The organism is Sphingobacterium sp. BIGb0116 (assembly GCF_024808035.1).
GTDB classification, from domain to species: Bacteria; Bacteroidota; Bacteroidia; order Sphingobacteriales; family Sphingobacteriaceae; genus Sphingobacterium; species Sphingobacterium paramultivorum.
On sequence record NZ_JANUDT010000008.1, the window covers coordinates 100,548 to 122,860 of the forward strand.

A 22,313-nucleotide genomic window follows, 5' to 3' on the forward strand; every position below is an offset into this window, starting at 1 on the left:
TCGCCAACGTTATACTTTATCGCAATTATTGATTATTCATTGATGTAACGCACCGCAAAATCGATCCAGTCTGTAATAGATTCATCCAGATAGATGTCTGGCTGTATACCTATATTGTCAATTGGATATTGTGGTAGTCGAGTAGATCGGTAGGTCGGCAAAAGGAGCTGGTAGTTGTCGCAACCAAATTTGAACTCACGTATAGAGCCATAATCAAGGGCGCCCATACTCGGGGTTCCCATGATTTTTACTTTTTTGCTCTGGCGGGAACTGAATAAAAAATTCTCCGCTGAACTGGCTACATTTCTATTGGCTAGGATAATGACCTGTTGCGGACTCTTTTTATTAAGGACAATCGTATCTATGATCACCTTCTTGTCACCATACAGTACAAATTTTCCGATATTCTCCCTGTATTCCCGCAGATCTTCGTCAATTCTCTTTACTTCATTCAGAGAATCCTGCTTGATATTCTTGATGGCATAATCACGCAAACCATTGACTAAGGTTTGTGTCGCAAAAAACTCAACACTCATAATCCGGATGGGATTAGTTAAGATGTAAGGCAACAGCGGCTGGTATACATCGTCCGTTCCACCACCGTTGTTTCGTACATCTATAATAAGTCCTTTACTGCTTTCGATCTTTTCTTTGTTTTTTTCGATCAGCTCTTTGAAAGGGGCTATGTTTTCATACCCGAAGCTTGAGATCTTAATATAAAATATATCGGGACTGATCGATTTTGAACTTATTTCCTCTTCTGGTTCTGCCTTTGGGGTTTCGGTACTTGTCTGTGGAGCATTTTTCTTTTTGGAAAGATCATCTAAGACAATGTGTTCATCGTGGAAGAAGTCAAGATATTCCTGCAAAAGTTGCATACAGGTCCCATTTGAAACCAGCAAGCTTTTCTTCGTTAATATATTTTTTTTAGCTTGATACAGGTCCTTATTCTGCTTGGTTTTTTCTGGAAAACCAGGGTACTCGCTCTCTATTTTTATAATTAATTGCTTAAGTGACTGTGAGCAGTTGCAGGTGGTTTGACCATATATTGGTCGAACAAAGAAAACAAGACAAAAGATGAGGAATAATTTGGTATTGGTCATGGATATGGTTGTTAAAATTAATGCAATTTAAGAAATAGCGTATTCTCTATAGCTTAATAATTGAATAGCCTAAAAATAGTAGAAATATATAATTGATTCGTGAGTTGTTTACAATTCGCAGCATATATTTATAATTTGTAAAAGCCGGAAATAAATGGTCGTGTGTTTATGTACAGGCCGATATCCTTTATTTAAAACTTTAATGATAAATAATATTTTGATTTGGTTTTGTTTATTTATATATTTGTATATATAAACTATATTAATGTATTCTATTTTGTTTTTCTTTTAATGGGAAAACAAAGTGTTTTATCTGTCTATATTGCCAGCGACGGGAAACACTTTTTCGCTAAATGAATGATTTGAATACATGTTGATTTAAATGCTGGTATTTCCTGAAAAGCCAAGGGGCGAACGTCTATATGTAGTAATGTGTTAACCCCTCTTTAGTCTCCTTGGTTGTAATACTGTTTTTTTTACAATAAAGTATTGATTATTTGCAATAATGATCTGTAACAGTCTGATCTGTTGGGGTAATTTATTGTGCCAAATTTTTAATCTTAAATCATTTAGTATGGAAATTAATAGCCAATTAATTATCGATCGGCTTTCTCAGCGTATGGATCTCGATCGTGCCTATCTTTTTAAATATCAGTTTCTCGGTCAGGAGTATTATCATTTGCTTCTGGCGCTCAAGCATGTGAGCGGGCTTTCACCGAAGGTCTTAAAGCCTATTGTGGAATTATGTTTAATGGACCAGAAGAATATTTCCTTTGAGCTGGTGCCAATTGCTGAAATGCTCAGTAAAGTCAAAGTGGGGAGTCTGTATTATTCCTATGCCTCCCTACCTAAAAATACCGTTCATCAGGCTGGTAGCAAAAAGAGCCCACCCCTTCAAGCGAAAGAGCTAAAAAGTGTTCTAGAAATAGCTGATGAATATTACCAGAAGCTCTTACCTATTTCAGCGGGCTTCTTACAGGGGGCTGAAACATTTGGTCAACAGGGCAACTATCAAAGGGCTGTATTTATGTTACATCAAAGTATGGAAAACCACTTGCGTTTTTTACAGCTAATGATTGACGGAAAAGCCAATAATGTACATCATGTTAATAACAGAATTAAAAGCCTCAATGAGCATTTTTCCATGTTAAGGGAGTCCCTTGTCGGAAAGGATGAGGAAGAAAAGAAACGTTTTAGATTATTGGACAGTGCCTTTGATGCGGTGAAACAAAACAAGGACCTCGAAATCTCCGCCTTTGATGCCTCCTGGCTTTATGAGCATTGCAAGTTTGTTCTTCATACAATTGAACAGCTGTACTTGAGTTTTATGGAAGGCCTTAAAATGGGCTATGAAAAATTGTTGGCAATAGCGGAACAAAAAGTCGCAAATAAAAACGTCGAAGTTGCAGTAGGTAATCTGGCGGCGAAGGAGACTACATTATCGAATGCCACGACCTCGCAGTTTCATGCATTTCCTTGGCCGGAGCGGTATAAGGCAGATATACTTCATGTGCTGGCTCAGATTCGTCAGGAGAATAATCCCGAACAAATGATGCTGCTCAATTATTACGTAAGCGATGCACATGGAAAAGGACTTTTTCATTTTCCTGCGGTGGAAAATGAAAAGGCAGAAATCTACCTTGCAGTAATAAAAAAGAAAATAGGTCACTGTCATTTTCGAAAAATCGTTTATGGTCGAGTTACTGCAGTTGTAGCTTTTATGAGTACAGATTTCCTGGCAACAAAACTGGATCTGGGCAGCCGTTTCTCCCATACCATCTGGAATGAATCTGTTGTTGTTTACCGTCGTCCGAGTTATAAGCCAACATATTCCGTTTCTCCTGTCAATTGGCATGATACATTGTTTAAGACATCCATTTCATGGACACGCAATTCAAAACTCATGCAGGATCTGCTAGGTGTATTTGCTTTTGAAGGACTTGCTAGTCCACAATTGGCTGTATTATTTTTAAATCAATTGACTTCAATTGGACTATACAGTTATCTCTACCTCCGGATCGGTTATGCCCCAATGAATGTGACTATAGCCGATCTGGTAGACTGGACCTGTATCTGTGATAAAAAAGTGAAAGAGTTTTTTACAACCAGAGCTGATATAGAAGAAATATTGAATGCAGAGTTATTAAAACAGATGAAAGGGCGGGTCTATGAGCTTCCTTCACAATTAGCTCAGCTTGATATGGACTACTTTAGGTCAAAAGCGAGAGAAATTACAGATTTCTTTGTCGATCTCTGTGGTCAGAGCATACGGTATATGGAGCTGAAATCGGAGGTTAATTTCAATAAGCACTAAAGAAGGATCTATGGGAAATAATGTTGAAAATCTGGGGCTAGCAACAGATGTTGCTCCGATTATACCTGACAAAGAGAAGAATAGCTTTATTATTCCCTGGGAAAACCGGGAGGATCTTTATATTTCATCAGACTACTTTCTTAAGCTCTATAAAGGAGAAATACCACTGGAAGATTTCCGTCTTTATAGTTACAGCGTTAGGATAATCAAAGTCAACAAGTTTAAATGGTCACTTTCTCTAAGAAGAGACGGAAATTATAAAAACAAATATCTCAAAATTGATCTCGAGATCAAAGAAATCGGATTGAAGGTTAAGTGTGATTGTAAAAAGCATCATGATAGTCTGTGTGATTATGTAATTATTGGGCTTTATCGTAAGTTTTTACTCAGTAATAAATTCTTACATGATTTATATGCAAAAGACATTGCCATCCTGCCCGAAAGTCAGCATAAGTTCTTTCAATTGGGTATTTCTAGACTATATTACCGCAATGATAAGGTTTGTATTGAAAACCATAAGCAATTTGGTCAGGTATATAATTATTTCGACCACCAGGAGCTTGAATCGGAATTGCTAGATGCAGCATCTGAAAATCGATGGCTGGGACAGCATGGGGCGCCTTTCCCGGATTTTATGTATGTTATTCCTAGTGAGCGTCAGGTGGACGGACTGCCCTTTTTAATACCTTTTGAAATAGACAGTAAGATAAATTATTTAGGAGAATTTGGTAATGAGTTGGCGAATTTTGCTGATAGTGATGTCTTAAAAATCGATTTATGTCGTAAGATTTTAGCCTTTTCCAAAAGTCCACAAAGACAAATAAGGGATAGGGAACAAGATAACCTGCGAAATGACTTTGATCATGTGGAGAAGGATTTTATCGTCAGTGCTTGGCGTAAACTTTTGGAAGGAAAATCGGATCAAAGATTACGTGTTGCCTTTGTCGATAGGAATAATTTTAAAACCACAATTGAAAACTTTAAATATCCATCCAAATATCGTACAACTTATCGGAATGTGATTTTGGCGGGCGATGATCTTAGCCTGAAATTTCATTTGAAAGAATATAGCGATCACCTGCTTCTATCGTTAATTCTTGTCTACAAAGGAGAGGAGTTGAAAGACTATACATCCGAATGTCGGTCCAATTTCTTCTTTATCAATCTAAATGAAGATGAGTGTCTTTTTGTTGATAATCTACAAAAGGAGTTTCTATTACGTTTCTTTCACAGTATTTCCACTAAAATAACGGTGTTAAAGAGGGACTATGAAGACTTCTTTACGCGTATGTTGATTCCATTGTCAACATCCCTTCATATAGACCTTGAACCTTTAAACAAGGATACAGTTTTTATTTCTAATACCGCTCATCATGTGCCGCAATTTAAGGTTGTGGTGGAGAAAGACGACGATGATCATTTAAATTTCGAATTGAAAGCTATGCTGAGTGAAAAGGAAGAATATGTAATTCCATATGGAGGAAACTTGATTTTAAAATCGGAAAATGGAACCTGCCTATATACTGAGCGAGATCTTGTTGGCGAGAATGAGTTTAATACCTTTATTGAAGCACAGTTGCCAAATTTGAAAAGTTGCAGCAATAGGATGGTTAAGCGCTTGGAATGGCAGGGGTATAGCAACAGAAATAGACTGTATGAATTTATAAAAAAATGTAAGAGCAAGGGGTACAAAACTATACTGAACAATATTTCAAAGGGAGCTTATTTGCTGCCGCACCAACTGAAATGGGAAGTATTGGATATTCGTCAGGACAATAATGTATTTTCCATTTACATGATTTTCAAATTTGGAACTATGATCTATTTACCGGGAGAGTTTGAAGAAAAGATCGTAAACGACTACAGTAGCATTCAATTGGCGGACAAATCTTTCGGATATATCAAAGCCTCAGATAAAGCATTATTTGATGTGCTGTTTAATTATGCGGTTGTTGAAACCGACTGTCTTAAACTCACTTCAGCCCAATTGCTATCTTTCCAAACACTGCTGGATCGAATTGATCCCCGTATTATTCAAAATAGCCTAGCGGAACGTCGAAAGAAACTGTTGAATACGGATGAAATAGCCTTGTTGGATGTTCCGAAAGAGATCCAGGCAGAGTTGCGCCCTTACCAACAGGCAGGGTTTAGCTGGATGGTATTCTTAAGCGATTTTCAATGGGGCGGTATCTTGGCTGATGATATGGGATTAGGGAAAACCTTACAGGCAATAACGCTTTTGGAATATTTCTATCAAAATAATCCAAAGGCAGCCCCCTCAATTATTATTGTACCCAATTCCCTGCTATTCAATTGGCTGGCAGAATTTAAGAAATTTTCCCCAAATCGTCGGACATCTATTTATCATGGACAAAAAAGGAGGGAAGTCACAGAAATAGAGAACGAATCCATCTTGATTACAACCTATGGAACAGTTATGATGGAGCTCGATTTTCTTAAATCCCAGTCCTTTAGTTACATGATTTTAGATGAGTCGCAGGCGGTGAAAAATCGTAATTCAAAAAGATTTAAATCGCTTACTGAGCTAAAATCCTGCTATCGCATAGCGATGACAGGAACACCTATTGAAAATGGCGTGGAGGATATCTATGCACAAATGAGTATGGTCAACCCGGGTTTTTTTGGAACTTATGGCAATTTTAATAACACCTATCGGGGGATCAAAGATGAAAATACAGCGCAAGAAACTGTCCTTGGCCTCCAAAAGATGATCCAACCTTTTATTCTTCGGCGTACAAAAAAACAGGTTGCTTTGGACCTTCCTGAAAAGACCGAAACAATTCTGTATATGGATATGCTTCCGGAGCAAAGGAAAATATACGATAAGGTCAGAAAAATATTCAAGGGAGAGATTGAAAATAATCTGAATAACGCTGATTCCCCGAAATCCAAATTTTGGGCGATCGAGGCGCTGCAAAAACTACGGCAGCTTTGCAACTCGCCCATTCTGATGAAAGATGGCGGCTTCGGTCATGAATCTATTAAATTGGATTTTATTGATGATATCATGGATGAAGTAGCTCCAAATCATAAGATTCTTCTCTTTTCGGCGTATACTTCCATGCTTAAGCTGGTGGCTCAACGAATCGAAAATAAGGGAATAGCTTATGCCTACCTTGATGGTAAGATGAATCAAGATCAGCGGCAAAATGCGGTCGAAAGATTTCAGAAAGAGGACGAATGCCGTGTGTTTCTCATCAGCCTTAAAGCGGGAGGAACAGGATTAAATCTAACGGCTGCCGACTATGTCTATATTTTGGACCCCTGGTGGAATCCTGCTGCCGAAGCACAGGCGATAGATCGTTGTTATCGAATAGGGCAAGAAAAGCATGTGATGGCTTATAAGATTGTTTGTCGGGATTCCGTTGAGGAGCACATCTTAGCCCTTCAAGAAAGTAAAAAACGAATATCCGAAGGACTGATTTTAGATGAGGCCAATCTAATGAAATCGATCAGTAAAGATGAGCTGCTTAAATTATTTGAATAACCAATTGTACACTATAATGATGAAAAAAGTATCTAGACTAAAGGTATCTTTTGGAGGAATGATGTATTCGCACGATTTTCAACTATGGTACACCTATCTAAAACGGAGGATAGAAAAGGGCTGGAGACCTGAAGAACTGTCGTTCCTGGTTGGTAGACCTGATCATGCATATTTAGACTTTGAAAAAATGTATCAGGTACGAAGTTTTTTGACCCAGGAATCGATCTTGCTGGATCGAATATACATGAGCTCATGCATTGAACCGATGGAATTCCATCGCGAAAGATATGAAGTTACCGAAGAACGTCTCGTCCGTCTTCATATTGAAGAGGACGAGGTCAGATGGCATTATTCTATTGAAATTCCTTGGCAGTTTGTCTCTCAAAAAAAGTCTTCAATTGCATTGCAATTTGAGGAATGGAAAGCTGAAAAGGATATCCAGCTTGAATCGGATGCGATGTTACATGTGCGCCAAAAGATTGAAGGGCTATTGGATCTGGAATTCTTTGTGCATGGCGCAGCTCCTTGGCAACTGTTTCGGAAAGTTAAGGAAACGGGGCAGGTTCATCTCCAGATTTATCCAAGGCATTTGAAAAATGTGCTGTATGGACTCATTCAGCAAAATAGGTTGGTCGTCAGAAATGTGGAAGGAAGGTATTCTTTTTATCCGGTTGATAGAAAGATGGGACATGAGAAATTCAATTAATGATAGTGAGAGATAAAACAACACATACAGCATAATGCTATGTTAAGTTTGATCAACCTTGTAAAATACGAGGATCAAAATGTTTAAACCTAACTAGTCATTAATAGGGCAACGATAGTGATTATAACATGCAATCAAAATGAATTGCTATATTTAATCATGCATGCAAAACCTGAACAACGAAAAACATCAATAGTACCAGTATTATGCAAAATTCTTGTTGGGACTATTGGTGTTTTTGCTATTTTGACCGCTTGTTTCTATCATAATCAACTTGATGTTGACGGCAGCTTGACGATAGGATTTCCCTGGACATTTTATAGGGAAGGAAGCGGTTATAGCCCAGATCTTAATGAGCAGGTCGGATACCATGAATTTGAACCTCTAAAATTGATCGGCAATATTCTTTTTGCTGCAACCCTGGCTTTGATGATTTTCCGGATTTATAGCGTCACCATACGAAAGCGCTAGGTGGTCTATGAATTTCATAAAGAATGTCAAGCATACCTTTTCTAATTTGAAGCTCTTTAGCTACATCAGATTATTCTCCTTAATAAGATTTCTGTAGAATTGTAAACTTTCCTCCAAATAAGAAATATAACTTTCTTTGTCCCGTAAAAGCTGCTTTTCCTTTGCTAAGGGTAATTTTTCTCCCTTTATCTGAGCTGTCGGAGGATTGATCAAGCTATTCATATCCGTTTGTAATATATCCGCAATTTGCTGTAGACGTTCAATGTCTATCTTCGTCGTTCCAATCTCAAGGTTCTGATAGGCTTTTAAGGAAATATATAGCTGTTCAGCCATTGCCCGTTGTGATATCTTGAGATATTTCCTACGCTCTTTAACGGCTTTGATAATTTCTTGTGATGTAACATTGCTCATGGTTAGTACAATTCAAATTAATGTGAACACAGGGTTTGGTATAGCCAAAGATAAGTAATTTGAAAATATAATCTACTTATATGGTAGTCTTTATTTTTATTTATTTCAAAACTACTGTTACCTCCTCGAAAAATCTTTCCCGCTAAGGCGTATTAAATGTTCATAGCACCATTTAATATAGGAATATTTTCTACCTAACTGTTGGAAATGAATAGTCAAACCCCTTATTTTTGAGTAGTCTACTTATTTAGTAGTTTTTATTAAAAAATAAACATATGACTAAAGTATTTACATTGATTGCATCGCTCACTTTCTCTACAGCGATTATGGCGCAGCATAAAACTGCCCTGCTAAACGGTCAAGTGACTGGCTATACAACGCAGGACAAAGCTTTTCTGAGCTATCGGAATGGTACACAACGCATAGCCGATTCGGTTATCATCGGTTCAAACGGAACATTTCAATTCAATTATACGATTGCCGATCCGACAATAGCTAGCCTTACGATAGGTAAAACACTGGCCTTAGCGCAACGTTCAAAAAGTCTGACGTTCTATCTTGAAAACACAGCGATCAAGGTTCAGTCTACCGATTCATTGAAAAATCCATCGGTTCAAGGAGGAAAGACAAATACGGAGCTTAGCCAATTAAAGACGCGGCTTGAAAAAATTGCCCCTTTGCGTGATGCGCTGAATACAAAATATTTTTCGGCAAGCCAAGAGCAACGAAACTCCCCCGAATTCAAAAAGGAAATCGAACAGCTCAGCGAAAACTATCAGCTTGAGAATAAAAAAATCCTGGAAACCTTTATTTCAGAGAATCCCAATTCTTTCGTCAGCCTAGACCGTATTGCAGAGGTCGTAGGCTATGCTCCCGAAGCTGAGGACCTGGATCGATATTTCAAACAGCTCAGTCCAGAAATACGTCATTCAGAAAAAGGAAAAGCTTTTGCACTACAGATTGATCAAACCAAAGCGACGTCGATCGGACAGATTGCTCCGGCTTTTACGCAAGCTAACCCAGAAGGTAAAAATATTTCCCTTGCTGATTATCGAGGTAAATATGTGTTGTTGGATTTCTGGGCAAGTTGGTGTGGTCCCTGCCGTCATGAAAATCCAAATGTCGTAAAAGCTTATCATGCCCTAAAAAACAAAAAATTTACCGTGCTCGGCGTATCTTTAGATCAACCTGGCAAAAAGAACAATTGGCTAAAGGCTATTGCAGATGATAAATTAGAGTGGGATCAGGTTTCGGATCTTAATTTTTGGGATAACCAGGTCGCTAAGCTTTATAATATCCGATCGATTCCTCAAAATTTTCTGATCGATCCCAATGGAAAAATAATTGCCAAAAACCTTCGTGGTGAAGATTTGGAACTCCAACTTTCTAAATATATCGTTGATTAAACAGTAAACATACAGAATTTATGAAAAGACAGTTATCGATTTTATCCCGTAAAAAATCCATTGCTACGACGACAGTGCATTTTGTTGATTCAGTCTATATTTCCCAAGCACGAATGTGCATGCCTATTCCATATATGTAGGTCTAAACTACTCCCTCTATTTTATTTATTGACGATATGGGGTTTACCTCATGTTGTTATATTTTTTGTCGCAAAAAGGGATGCTGAGCAAATGCCCCTAGGGCATTGCCTTGTCCCTGTGTGACATGCTACACTTTTATTAATCGAAAATTACAATGAAACAAAAATTAATCTATTTTTTGTTGGGGATCCTCTTTGCCATCCATGTTCAGGCACAGTCTTCTCGTAAAGTCAGCGGAATTGTATCTGCACCGGATGGTACTCCTTTGGCTGGAGTTTCTATCCGGGTGGAGAATACGAAGGAGGCCACACAAACAGGTAGAGATGGTCAATATAGCATCCGTGTCGCTGCTTCCGAAAAACTTATATTTAGCTTCATAGGCTATCAGGTCCGTCACATTGATTTAAAAGGACGATCATCGTTGGATGTTGTGTTACTGAAAGAGGAATCTGTATTGGATGAAGTTGTGGTATCAGCAGGGGGGATTCTCAGGACTCCCCGCGAGCAGGGCTATGCAACAACGCAGGTCACCGGCGAAAATCTCACCCAAGGGAAATCACCGACTATTGCTGGGGGGCTTCAGGGGAAGGTACCGGGATTGCAGATTAATCAGATCAGCAGTGGTGTGAACCCTAATTACCGGTTGGTGCTTAGAGGAAACAGATCTTTATTGGGCGACAATACAGCTTTAATCGTGTTGGATAATGCTGTTGTGAGCAGTGATCTGCTCAACAATATTAATCCTGCAGATGTAGAAAATGTACAGGTTCTGAATGGAGCTTCAGGTGCTGCTGCGTATGGAGCTGAAGGATCCAATGGGGTGTTAATCATTACAACGAAAAAAGGACAGGCGGGACGTACCGCGATCAACTTGAGTAATACCTTTACGTTGGAAGAAATCAGTTTCTTTCCGAAGTTACAGGATAAGTTTGGTGCAGGATCCACTTCGGGTACACAGATCTACAACCCCGAAGAAAACCAACAGTATGGTCCTGCTTTCGACGGGTCTACCGTTGCGATCGGTAATCCGCTGGAAAATGGGGAACAGCAATATGGTACTTATTCAGCACGTAATGATCGTTTTGATTTTTGGAATGTCGGCCGCAATAACCAAACTGATCTTTCGATCTCCTCCGGAAATGATAAATCTTCGCAATACATCGCCGGTCAATATCTTACCGGTCGAGGAACAACTCCCGGCGATAAATACAACCGGATCTCTTTTCGTTTAAACGGTACAAGAGCTTTTTATCCCAATCTGAATCTGGATTATTCAGCGAGTTATGTCGAGAACTTTTATGATATTACCTCAGCGACAAGCTCCATTTATACGCAGTTAACACAGACTCCAGCCAATATTCCATTATTGAGCTACAAAGACTATGTCAATAATCCCTTTGCGACACCTGATGGCTGGTACAATCCTTGGTACTTAAATCCTTATTGGACAGCGGATAATTATCGGTCGAAAACAAAAAACAGCTATCTGACAGCCAAAATCGAATTAAAGTATCGTCCGACAACTTGGTTAGAGTTTACCTATAGACCCTCAATTTCCAACCGATGGTATGATACAAAATCTGTTTCACCCAAACAGACTTATTCGAGCTATTCTGTCAATACTATTGGACGTACCAATTTAGCGGGTGGTGTTTCGGACACCGAATATAACAGTGCCCGTATCAACCATGATCTTCAGATAGGGATAAAAAAAGATGTCAATGACTTCTCTTTCAATTTTAATCTGACCGGTACTGCTATTAGCCGACGATATAAATCGGTAGCTGTTTCGGCATCGGGTCTTGAAATCCCAGGGCTTTACAATGTGTCCAACCGAATCGGGGAAGCTGGCGCCAGCGAATCGAATACCCTGGCACGTACATTTGCGGTATGGGGTGACCTCTTGGTCGGATACAAAGATTACCTTTTCTTACATGCTACAGGCCGAAACGATTGGACATCAGTCCTCAGCAAAGCAAATAGATCTTATTTCTACCCTTCTGTAGACTTGTCTTTCATTCCAACGGATGCCTTTAAGCAACTAAAAGACAATTCGATTGTCAATTACTGGAAGTTGAGAGGTGGTCTGTCGCGCACTGGCTATGTCAACGTGGATCCTTACTCGCTGGTACCTACCTTCTCCTCAGTTACAGGATATAGTAGCGGAACATTCTTTTCTCAGGGAAGCCGCATTATTTCATCTAATTTAAAACCAGAGATTACTACAGGGTTTGAGTTTGGTACCGATTTTAGATTGTGGGATAACCGCATTGATGCAAATATCACGTACTATCATACAGGAACAACAGGACAGGCGATTCCTGCCGGGATAGCGATTTCCTCCGGCTATTCTCAATTTTATGTCAATACGGGTAAAGTAACGAACGAGGGGATCGAAACCGCTTTGCATATCACGCCTATTCGTAGCAGGGATTTCCAACTAACAGTTGGCGGAAACTATACGCACAATAAAAACATCTTACAGGATCTTTACCCCGGGCTAGATCGTATTTCTATTAATGGAAGTAGTGTGATCTATGGACAGAAGGGCCTGGAGGTGAATCAGATCATCGTTTCAGATTATGCTCGTGATGAACAGGGCCGTGTCATCGTCGATGCAAATACAGGTTACCCTTCCGTGGCTTCTGAAAGTAAGATACTTGGCAATACCACACCACGGCACCGTCTGGGCCTTGACCTTTCTTTACGCTGGAAGGATTTCTCTTTCAGCACCCTTTTTGAATATCGTGGTGGGTACAAATTTGCCGCTATAGACCTCGGTAGCACGCTTGATTTTGGCGGGTCATCGGCTCGAAGTGCCTACTACAACCGGGAGGCGTTTGTCTTTCCAAACTCCTCTTATTTAGATGCTACCAGTGGTCAATATGTAACTAATGATCATATTACAGTTTCAGACGGTGGAGCTGGATTTTGGACTTCGGGCACATACAATAGAGGTGTGTACAGCAATTATGTGATTTCTGGTAATTATTGGAAATGGCGCGAGGCCTCGCTTTCCTACCGCTTACCACAGCGTATCCTTTCTCGCCTAAAAGGTGTTAAAGCTGCTTCGGTCAGCATCCAAGGACGTAATCTTTTGCTATTTACCCCTAAATCCAACGAGTATACCGACCCCGATTACAGTGCCAATGATAACAATGCCATAGGGGTCTCGACGACAGGGCAGACTCCACCTACACGCTATTTTGGGGCTACACTGTCACTTACTTTTTAACTAGTGAACTATCATACACTTATTCTCAATGAAAAAATTACATTTGAAAAATATATTGTCTCTTGGGATAATCATTGCACTATCTTCTTGCTCGCAATTGGATATCAATGAAAATCCCAATGCGGCAACCGAAGCGACCATAACACCCGACCTGGTGTTGACGCAGGCGATCGCGAGCACAGCTTCCAATATTGTTAGCTATCATTCTTATGGCGCATTTTTGGTTGGATATCAGCTTCCAGGTGGCGGAATTGGCGGTTATGGAGATACATATACCTATAACATTACATCCAATACCAACGTTGGATTGTGGAACAATGTGTTCAACAATCTTCGCGATTATCAGTTTATTATCAATTATGCACAAAAAAGTCCCGAGTATAAATTTTTTGGTGATATAGCGCGCATTTTTAAAGTATTCAATTATCAGTTGCTTGTCGATGCCTACGGAGATGTTCCTTACACGGAAGCGCTCCAAGGAGATAACAACTTGGCTCCTAAGTTTGACGATGATGCAGTCGTTTACCAAGCTTTGGTTACCGAGCTCGATGCAATTATCGCGGATATTAAGCAGTATAAAGGTGATCTAAATTACCGGAGTTTATCGAAAAAGACCGATCCGGTGTTTGCTGGTAATCTCGATAACTGGATTAAGTTTGCTAACAACCTTAAATTGCGTCTTTTGGTGCGGGCAAGAGGCACTTCTATTGACAGCTTTGTCCAATCGGCTTTTAGTAAATTCTCGACGGATGGATTTCTGATCGATGATGTACTCGTAGATCCCGGATATCAGGCCACGGCAACACAGAACCCCCTATTTGCAACTTTTCATAGCTCAACTGCTGGTTCAATTTCGACGGCAGCCAATTATTATGTGCCTTCTAAATATCTGTTTACCTTCTATGACGGTCGTAAAATAACCGATGAAAAACGGGGCAAGCTTACGTTCCGAAATTTCCCCAATACATCCATCGGTCAGCTCGGCGATGAAGTTAATAATCCCAATTCTGATGACTATGTCTGGTATGTTGGAACAGGAAGTGCAGATGCCCTAGGTGTATTGAAAGGACGTACCGCAGGTTTACCTATATTTCTTGCTTCGGAAACATATTTCTTATTGGCCGAGGCAGCTCTATATGGGCACGAGCTTAGTGGCTCGGCATCAGCCAACTTCGAAAAAGGCATTTTAGCTTCATTTACTTATCTGGAAAAGAATGCGACTAACGCGTTAGCAACAGGACAGGTACCTGCTAACGATGCTGCGAATTATAAAACAGAAAATAGTACAAATTATCTTGTCAATTACGCATTGGCTACCACAACCGCACAACGGTTGGAGGCTATCATCACGCAGAAATATATTGCTTTGAATTTTTTCCATGGTCATGAGGCCTGGAACGAATTTCGCCGTACAGGATATCCAAAAATTGTCAATGGTTCGCAAGTTGCCACGGAAACATTTGCATCGGTCCAATCGGGTTCGCCCCGTACAGATAAACTTCCAATACGCAATCTTTATCCACAGACTGAAATAAATTTAAATGCGAACGTTCCCAAATTGACGAATGGATTTTCGGATCCAATCTTTTGGGATATCAATTGATCAACATCATCAACTAAAGCTTGAAAATCAATGAAAATAAATAAAAAATCACTATTAGGCGTGGCAGCTGTCGCCTTGAGTATGACGCTCTGGGGCTGCGTGAAAGAAAAAGGTGTCTTTGAAGATGGTGGAAGTTCAGGTATCGTGCAGCTTGTACTTCCAGCACGGACAAGCAGTACGGCAATTGCCCGTGCTGTGACGACTGTTTTTGAAGCCCTGGACGTTGTGACGCTGCCTGTAAAAGTTCAGTTGACAGGTGCACAGGGTGCCACAGAAGAGCTGAAGCTAACCTTGAAAATAAACGACGGCTCTGTTGAAAAATACAACCTGGCCTGGCAATCTAAATATGAAGCATTGCCTACTCGTTTATATGCTGTGGACACTTATGATGTTATCATCCCCAAAGGGGCAAAAGAAGCTATCTTGAATATTAAAATTTATCCTCCACGTTTTACTGCCATCGATTTTACCAAATCCTATGCGCTTGGCGTTCAGATCCAGTCTGCGACAGGAGGAAAGATCAGCGGAAATTATGCCGAAGGGGTTTATGCGGTGTCGATAAAAAATAAATACGATGGTATTTATGAGGTCACAGGAACCTATCAGGACTATGTTAATGCTGCATTCACGGGAATCTATCCACAGACCGCAAATCTGGTTACGCTCACAGGTAATACCAGTGAAATTAATTATACAACCTTCAATAACGGTAGTTCTCCGCATTCCTATTACTTTAACGCAGGGGGATCAAATTCATATTTCGGCAATTGGAGCCCGATATTCACGTTTGACAATGCAACGAATAAGGTCACAGGGGTGGCAAACTATTATGGACAGGGTACCAATAGTAGTGGACGGTATGGCGAGATCGACAATACGGCAAATAACTATTATGATCCAGCAACTAAGACCATACATGTGACGTATTATCTTGTCCAGCCTTCCGGGCGGCGGGGGAAATTTACGGAGATTTATACGTTCAAAAAAACGCGTTAGTTGATACGAGGTTTCCGCAGCACTTTTTTAATATATTTATAGCTATTTTGCAGGGCGGCTGAGTACACAGTCGCCTTTTTCGTATTACCTTTTTGTTAAGCTTCCGTAGCTTGCTAACTCGGTTTAGTTAAAAACTGTTAATGTTTTATTGACCCTACCTTCATATAGCATTTGTAATCTTGTACCCATAAATCAAATGCGCTACTTATGAAATTTAAAGCCAACAATGTCTTTTGGTTGTTATGTGCCATTGCAGCGAGCTCACCCGCTGTTCAAGCCAAATCGCTCACACTAACCACGTCACAATTTACGTATGCACAGGGGATCGTTAAAGGCCGTGTCGTTGACGCCCAAGGAAATGCTGTCGCAGGAGCAACCGTTCAAAATTTGAAAAGTAAAAAATCTGTTCAGTCTGACGAAAAAGGAAATTTTCAGATCGAAGCCGAAATGGGTGATAACCTGGGTATTTCTTTTATTGGGTATAGCAGACTTGTGCAAGCTGTTACCCAATCCAATGGGCAGATATTTTCTCTACAGACCGATGAAAACACACTGGAAGAGGTGACCATCTCTATCGGATATCAGCGGATCAGAAAGTCGGACGTCACTGGCGCGATCGCTAGCGTTAAGGCCGAGGAACTTAATTTGAGCGCACCAAAATTATCCCAGGCATTGGTTGGTAAAGTAGCGGGCGTACAGGTGATGCAAACAAGTGGTGCTCCATACGATGGGACCAAAATGCGTGTTCGCGGAATGGGATCGATCAATGCTGGTTCGGATCCATTGTACGTTATTGATGGTTATCCAGCAGGGAACAATCTAAATATCAACCCCAATGATATTGAGTCTATCGATGTTTTAAAGGATGCCGCTTCTGCAGCGATCTATGGATCTCGTGGCGCTGGTGGTGTTGTATTGATTACGACCAAGCGTGGCAAGGAAGGTAAAAGTAATGTGGACTACGAAGTATTGGGGGGCTTTGGTCAACTTTCCAAGAAAATCGATGTTTTAAATTCGGAACAGTTTATTGATCTTTTGATTGATGGTCGTAACAATTCCTATAAAGACCTTCTGGCTACGAAAGGGATTGCTTGGAGTGATAGTAGACGCTTTGATGATAATAAAACGCGTATCGCCAATGTCGGAAATGCCGGTTCAGTAAGTATTCCTGAAGACTACTATGACTTTGCGTCCGGTACAGCAAAAAAAGCGAAATATGATACGGATTGGCAGGATGCCTTATACCGTAATGCTCCTTTCCAACGTCATAATCTCTCTACGTATGGCGGTAACGAAAAAAATCGCTATTTCCTAAGTGGATCTTATCAGAATCAACAAGGGATCATGCTTGGGACGGATCAAAAAGTCTTTAATTTTCGTGCCAATATCGATAGCAAAGTAAGCAAGAGGTTGACCGTCGGCGCAAATGTTTCGTTTACATATAACGACAATAACGAGGTGACGACAGGCCGTTACGACAGAAGTCCGTCTATGGCAGCTTTAATCTATCTGCCGACACTGCCGGTTTATAATGAAGATGGAACCTATGCCAAATACCTGATGGCCGATCTTTCGGCGAATAATTACGGTATCCAGAACCCTGAAAACCCATTGGCTTATGTTACTGAGATTAAAAACAACCGTCGTGGAAAGAGGGGGCTATACAACGCCTTTGCTGATTTTTCCATTATTGACGGCCTAAATCTAAAAGTAAACGGTGGACTGTCTACTTATGACGAGAAGTATGATTATTTCCGTCCGACAAGTATATCCGATGGAAACAACAAACCGTTTTCACCGCAGGCAATTTCTGCTGCCTATGCAGATGCCAAGACAAAAAATGAATTGGACAAATTGCTGGAAACAACGCTAAACTATAACAAGACCTTTGGTGGTAAACATCAGGTATCCGCTTTATTGGGCTATTCGGCTCAACGAACAGATTACGATTATCAAGGTGTGAGAGCCAACGGTTTTAATAATAATGCAATTGGGGAAATTACAGATAAGGGAGCCGATCCTTCTAATTTCCAATTGCTAAAAGACGATACGTTCAAACGTATAACAACGCTCCAGTCTTATTTCAGCCGCGTAAATTACAGCTTTGATTCGAAATATTTCCTTTCGGCATCCATTCGTACAGACGGTTCGTCGCGCTTTGGACCGAACAGTAAATGGGGAACTTTCCCATCGGTTTCAGCCGGGTGGACCCTCTCCAAAGAGGAGTTTTATACGGATTGGTTAGGGCAACAATCGACAGTCAAACTAAGAGCGAGCTGGGGTCGTAGTGGAAATAATAATATTGGTGATTACAATGCGATATCCGTGATCAACTCACCAGCGGGTGTGATCCTTGGGGATAAAGTAGAGACCTCTTATACGGCAGGCAATCTACTCGATCCAAAATTGAGCTGGGAAACAACTTCGCAATACAACGCCGGTCTTGATCTCGGTTTGTTGAAAGGCCGCCTCAACATTATGACCAACTTCTACCTGAGCCGTTCCTTCAATTTATTATTCAACCAGCCACTCTCCGCTGTATCTGGATCAACAACGATCTTGACCAATCTGCCAAATTCGAAGGTGCAGAATAAAGGTTTTGATCTACAGATTGATGCAACACTGATTCGCAAAAATGAATTTGAATTAGGATTCAGTGGAAATATCAATGTCAACAGAAATAAAGTGCTCGATCTTGGTGGGGCTTCTACCATCTTGACGAATGGTGCTGAACGCTCCTACTTAACGCATATTACACAAGAAGGAAGTCCAATTGGTATGTTCTATGGTTTTAAAGTTCTGGGGGTTGCAACAGAGGAAAACTATAAAACTGTCGCACCTTCAGCGGCTTCAACAACTCCGCTACAACCTGGAGATCTTTATTTTGAAGATGTAGATGGCAATGGTATCGTCAATGACGCCGATAAACGTGTGATCGGCAATCCGCATCCTAATTTTACCTATGGCTTTGCCGTCAACGCACGCTATAAGGCATTTGATCTACGCGCATCATTTAATGGCTCCCAAGGGAATAAAGTGCTGGATGGCTATGATTATTACCTCTACAATATGGAAGGTTCCGGCAATCAGTATGCGGATGTCGCACAACGCTACCGTTCGGCTCAAAATCCGGGAAATGGTAAAGTCTACCGTGCCTCGCGTGGCGGTACGCAAAGTAACAGTACACGTCTTTCCGATTTTTATCTGCAGGACGGTTCATTCTTGCGTATGACAAATATTGCTTTGGGTTATAATCTTCCCAAAAGCCTAGCAGAAAAACTAACACTTTCTGGGGTAAGAGTCTACGCGACAGTGGACAATCCATTTACGATTTCTAAATACAAAGGCTACAATCCGGAACCGGATTATAATCAACGCGGCAACCTGACTCCAGGTGTGGATTATGGGCTTTATCCATTGGTGAGATCATATAACCTTGGTGTGAAAGTAACGTTCTAATAGCAGGATCGATGAGCTATTGTGCATAGGAATATCAAGGAAAACCCCGTGTTAATAGCTCCAGTATTGTAAAAATAGTCCTACAGACTGCTCTTTGCCGTTCCGTGGGCTGATGAAAAATAAAAAAATAACAGGATGAAAAAAAGATATATATTACCCTTTGTTTTGTTGGCATTGTCTTCATGTACCAAAGATTTTTTAAATCAGAAAAATCCCAACGCCGTTACGATCGATGATTACTTTAAGTCAGAAAATGATGTGCTCTTGGCGGTTAACGGTCTTTACCAGTCCCTTCGTTCGGGAAGTACGATCGGTGAATCCAGTACATTGTATAACGAGGAACGTTCGGATAATAGTGGACGTAATGATAACCAATCCAACGCTGGGGAGCCATTCCAATTCAATGACTTTTCGTTGCTGCCAAGTAATACCTATCTAAAGACTCATTGGTCGGCTATGTATGCGGCAATCAGCCGCTGTAATGTGGTTCTATCACATGTCGACGATGTAACCTTTACAAGTGCAGAATTAAAAGGACGTTATATTGCGGAAGCGAAATTCGTTCGTGCATTATTATATTTCCATATGGTGCGTAAATTCGGAGATATTCCATTATCTACGGTACAGGTGACCAGTAAAGAGCAAGCAAATGAATTGGCTTTTCGGCAAAAAGAGTCGGTTGTGTACGAACAGATCATTAAGGATTTGACGGAGGCATTGTCCAGCAATCTTCCCAATATACAGAAAGATTACGTCATTGGCAGAGCATCTAAATCGGCCATTAATGCAATTTTGGGTCAAGTATACTTAACGTTGGGAGCAACGCAGACGTCGGGGAGTGCAGAAAATTTTGCGAAGGCAGAACAGTACCTCAATGCGGCCTACCAAATGCGAACTTTTGGCAAACTGAACGAAATCCCCTATGCGGATGTTTTCGATGTGACTAAGAAGAATAGCTGTAAAGAACTTGTTTTTCAGATTCAGTACAAACAAGGTGACCAAAACTATAGCTCGAGTATTGCCCGTAATTACCAGGCGAGAGGAGAGACCATCAACTCACGCTACAATTCAACAGGTGCTGGTGAGGTAGCAAAACTAGATCTGATTAAAGATTATGAGCAAGACGATATCCGAAAAGGCTTCTCGGTAAAGTTTGCAGCGAATACACAGGTTAACGATTGGTTTGTAACCAAATTTAGAGATAATAGTGACGCTGCCGGTACCAATGGTTGGGGCGGAAACGACTGGATCTTGATCCGTTACGCCGATGTGATGCTGTTGTTGGCAGAAGCAAAATATCACTTGGGTAAAGATGCGGAAGCTATCGCGCTTTTGGATCAAGTACGTGAACGTGCAGGATTGCCTTCGTATGCTACTTCCATGTTGAATACGGCTTATCGTAGTAAATATCCAACCTTAAAGGAGGCCATATTGCATGAACGCCGTGTAGAACTGGCATTTGAAAACCAACGTTGGTTTGATTTGATCCGTAATTATAATGCACAAGAACTGGTGACTTATTTCAAAACGAAGAGCCAGGCTGATTATGGAAATGCTAAAATCTCCAATATCTCGACAAAAGATAGATACTATCCAATTCTTTTTGATGAATACAAGCTGGATCCGGCACGTATGTATCAAAACCCCGGTTATTAATCTGCAATTGAATAGATATGATAAAAAATATCAGAAAGATCTTGTTACTTACCTTGGGAATATGCTGCCTGCATATTTCCAAAGGTCAAGTAAACAATATGCCTGTTGGTCCACAGGATTGGCTGATCAAGAAGAATTATTATGCATCCTATTTGCTCTTAAAAGATCCTGCCCTTATACAGGAGCTCGTGGGCTCCAAGCCGGTAGCACAGGTGTTGGAAAAACGGTTCGAACGTTTTAACAACAGCGCCAGTTGTCCTGATCTCATGTGCTATTTGAATGCCTTCAAATGGCAGGATAACGAAATTGACCTGTTGGCAGAGCAGTTGGCGGAGCAAATTGGTCATAACAAGAAATTGGACCAGCTTGTTCAGGCTAATCTTATTCCATCAATGACCTATGGTGTGTTGCATCATGAAACGGCAAAGGCCTATTTTATGAAAGCCTTGAAACAGGATTTAAAAGCAATGAATTATGTGGTGGACGTCTATGGAGGAGGCAAAAGTCCCAATTACCCCAAGATAGATTCGATCTCTTTCGATGTAAGACGTGCGGCCTACCTTCATCTTTTGGACGATGTTCGCCAAGACATCCGCAAAGATATTCCAACACATAAAACGGCATTTTTTTTGACCATGATGACTGCTGTACGCTTGTTGGAAATTAATGAGCGATGGGACGCGGCACAACTGGAGCCGCTGATTGAACTCGAAAACAAGAAAGCTTACGAAGCGGTCAAAAATACCGACTTCGCAAGCTATCCCTATAGTCTGTTGCTGACCTTAGGTGCAGGCCCCGAGGTGTATGGACAGCCTATTAGTCCTGGTGGAATGTTACGTGCGCGAATGGCAGCCCGAAGCTACTTTGAAAAACTAGCCCCTTTTATTGTGTTGTCTGGCGGTAAAGTACATCCCTATAAGACTCGCTTTATTGAGGCAATAGAAATGAAAAAGTATCTGATCGAGGTTATGGGAGTACCTGAAGCGGCAATATTGATTGATCCACATGCAAGGCATACGACCACAAATTTGCGTAATACTGCACGTATTCTGTTGAATTATGGTTTTCCGAAAGATAAATACGCCATCGTTAACAGTAGTAAAGTGCACATTGATGCGGTGGAAAAGATGGGCGATCGTTGTATGCGTGAATTGGGGTATATTCCCTATACATTGGGTAAACGAATTTCAGATGTGATCATCGAGTTCAAGGCAAAAGAAGAGGCCTATACAATCGATCCTGATGAACCCTTAGACCCCTAGTCGACTAACTAGGCCGATTGCTAATCTATTAACTGAGCAGAT

Annotated in this window: 13 protein-coding genes; 11 read left to right on the forward strand and 2 right to left on the reverse strand. The window is 40.7% G+C overall.

Annotation, left to right across the window (positions count from 1 at the left end; translation table 11 throughout):
• Positions 1 to 32: 32 nt before the first annotated feature.
• A complete protein-coding gene (locus M2419_RS18590; protein WP_159730644.1) occupies positions 33 to 878 on the reverse strand; it encodes a S41 family peptidase in 846 nt (281 codons plus the stop codon).
• 799 nt (positions 879 to 1,677) lie between these two features.
• On the opposite strand from M2419_RS18590, the gene M2419_RS18595 reads away from it, so the two are divergent.
• From M2419_RS18595 to M2419_RS18610, 4 genes are all read left to right on the forward strand, one after another.
• Positions 1,678 to 3,417, forward strand: coding sequence for a hypothetical protein (locus tag M2419_RS18595; RefSeq protein ID WP_153847104.1), 1,740 nt, complete (start codon positions 1,678 to 1,680; stop codon positions 3,415 to 3,417).
• A 10-nt stretch (positions 3,418 to 3,427) separates the two neighbouring features.
• Entirely contained in the window at positions 3,428 to 6,925 is a 3,498-nt protein-coding gene (locus tag M2419_RS18600) for a DEAD/DEAH box helicase (protein WP_153847103.1), read from the forward strand.
• 16 nt (positions 6,926 to 6,941) lie between these two features.
• Positions 6,942 to 7,631 (forward strand): hypothetical protein, encoded by a 690-nt coding sequence (locus M2419_RS18605; RefSeq protein ID WP_159730640.1) that lies wholly within the window; start codon positions 6,942 to 6,944, stop codon positions 7,629 to 7,631.
• A gap of 159 nt (positions 7,632 to 7,790) precedes the next feature.
• On the forward strand, positions 7,791 to 8,102 hold the full coding sequence (locus M2419_RS18610; protein ID WP_182330223.1) for a hypothetical protein: 312 nt from the start codon (positions 7,791 to 7,793) through the stop codon (positions 8,100 to 8,102).
• A 60-nt stretch (positions 8,103 to 8,162) separates the two neighbouring features.
• Here the strand turns inward: M2419_RS18610 and M2419_RS18615 are convergent, their stop codons facing one another.
• On the reverse strand, positions 8,163 to 8,513 hold the full coding sequence (locus tag M2419_RS18615) for a helix-turn-helix domain-containing protein (protein ID WP_120333559.1): 351 nt from the start codon (positions 8,511 to 8,513) through the stop codon (positions 8,163 to 8,165).
• 275 nt (positions 8,514 to 8,788) lie between these two features.
• On the opposite strand from M2419_RS18615, the gene M2419_RS18620 reads away from it, so the two are divergent.
• From M2419_RS18620 to M2419_RS18650, 7 genes are all read left to right on the forward strand, one after another.
• Entirely contained in the window at positions 8,789 to 9,919 is a 1,131-nt protein-coding gene (locus M2419_RS18620; RefSeq protein WP_182330222.1) for a TlpA disulfide reductase family protein, read from the forward strand.
• 295 nt (positions 9,920 to 10,214) lie between these two features.
• Positions 10,215 to 13,295, forward strand: coding sequence for a SusC/RagA family TonB-linked outer membrane protein (locus tag M2419_RS18625; protein WP_182330220.1), 3,081 nt, complete (start codon positions 10,215 to 10,217; stop codon positions 13,293 to 13,295).
• A 28-nt stretch (positions 13,296 to 13,323) separates the two neighbouring features.
• Positions 13,324 to 14,898, forward strand: coding sequence for a SusD/RagB family nutrient-binding outer membrane lipoprotein (locus tag M2419_RS18630; protein WP_159730636.1), 1,575 nt, complete (start codon positions 13,324 to 13,326; stop codon positions 14,896 to 14,898).
• 30 nt (positions 14,899 to 14,928) lie between these two features.
• Entirely contained in the window at positions 14,929 to 15,894 is a 966-nt protein-coding gene (locus tag M2419_RS18635; protein WP_159730634.1) for a DUF1735 domain-containing protein, read from the forward strand.
• A 207-nt stretch (positions 15,895 to 16,101) separates the two neighbouring features.
• Positions 16,102 to 19,353, forward strand: coding sequence for a TonB-dependent receptor (locus tag M2419_RS18640; protein WP_153847095.1), 3,252 nt, complete (start codon positions 16,102 to 16,104; stop codon positions 19,351 to 19,353).
• Positions 19,354 to 19,488: 135 nt separating this feature from the next.
• Positions 19,489 to 21,009: a RagB/SusD family nutrient uptake outer membrane protein gene (locus tag M2419_RS18645; protein ID WP_259255506.1), complete on the forward strand. Its 1,521-nt coding sequence runs from the start codon at positions 19,489 to 19,491 to the stop codon at positions 21,007 to 21,009.
• 17 nt (positions 21,010 to 21,026) lie between these two features.
• Positions 21,027 to 22,271: a YdcF family protein gene (locus M2419_RS18650; protein ID WP_235032953.1), complete on the forward strand. Its 1,245-nt coding sequence runs from the start codon at positions 21,027 to 21,029 to the stop codon at positions 22,269 to 22,271.
• The last annotated feature ends 42 nt before the right edge of the window (positions 22,272 to 22,313 follow it).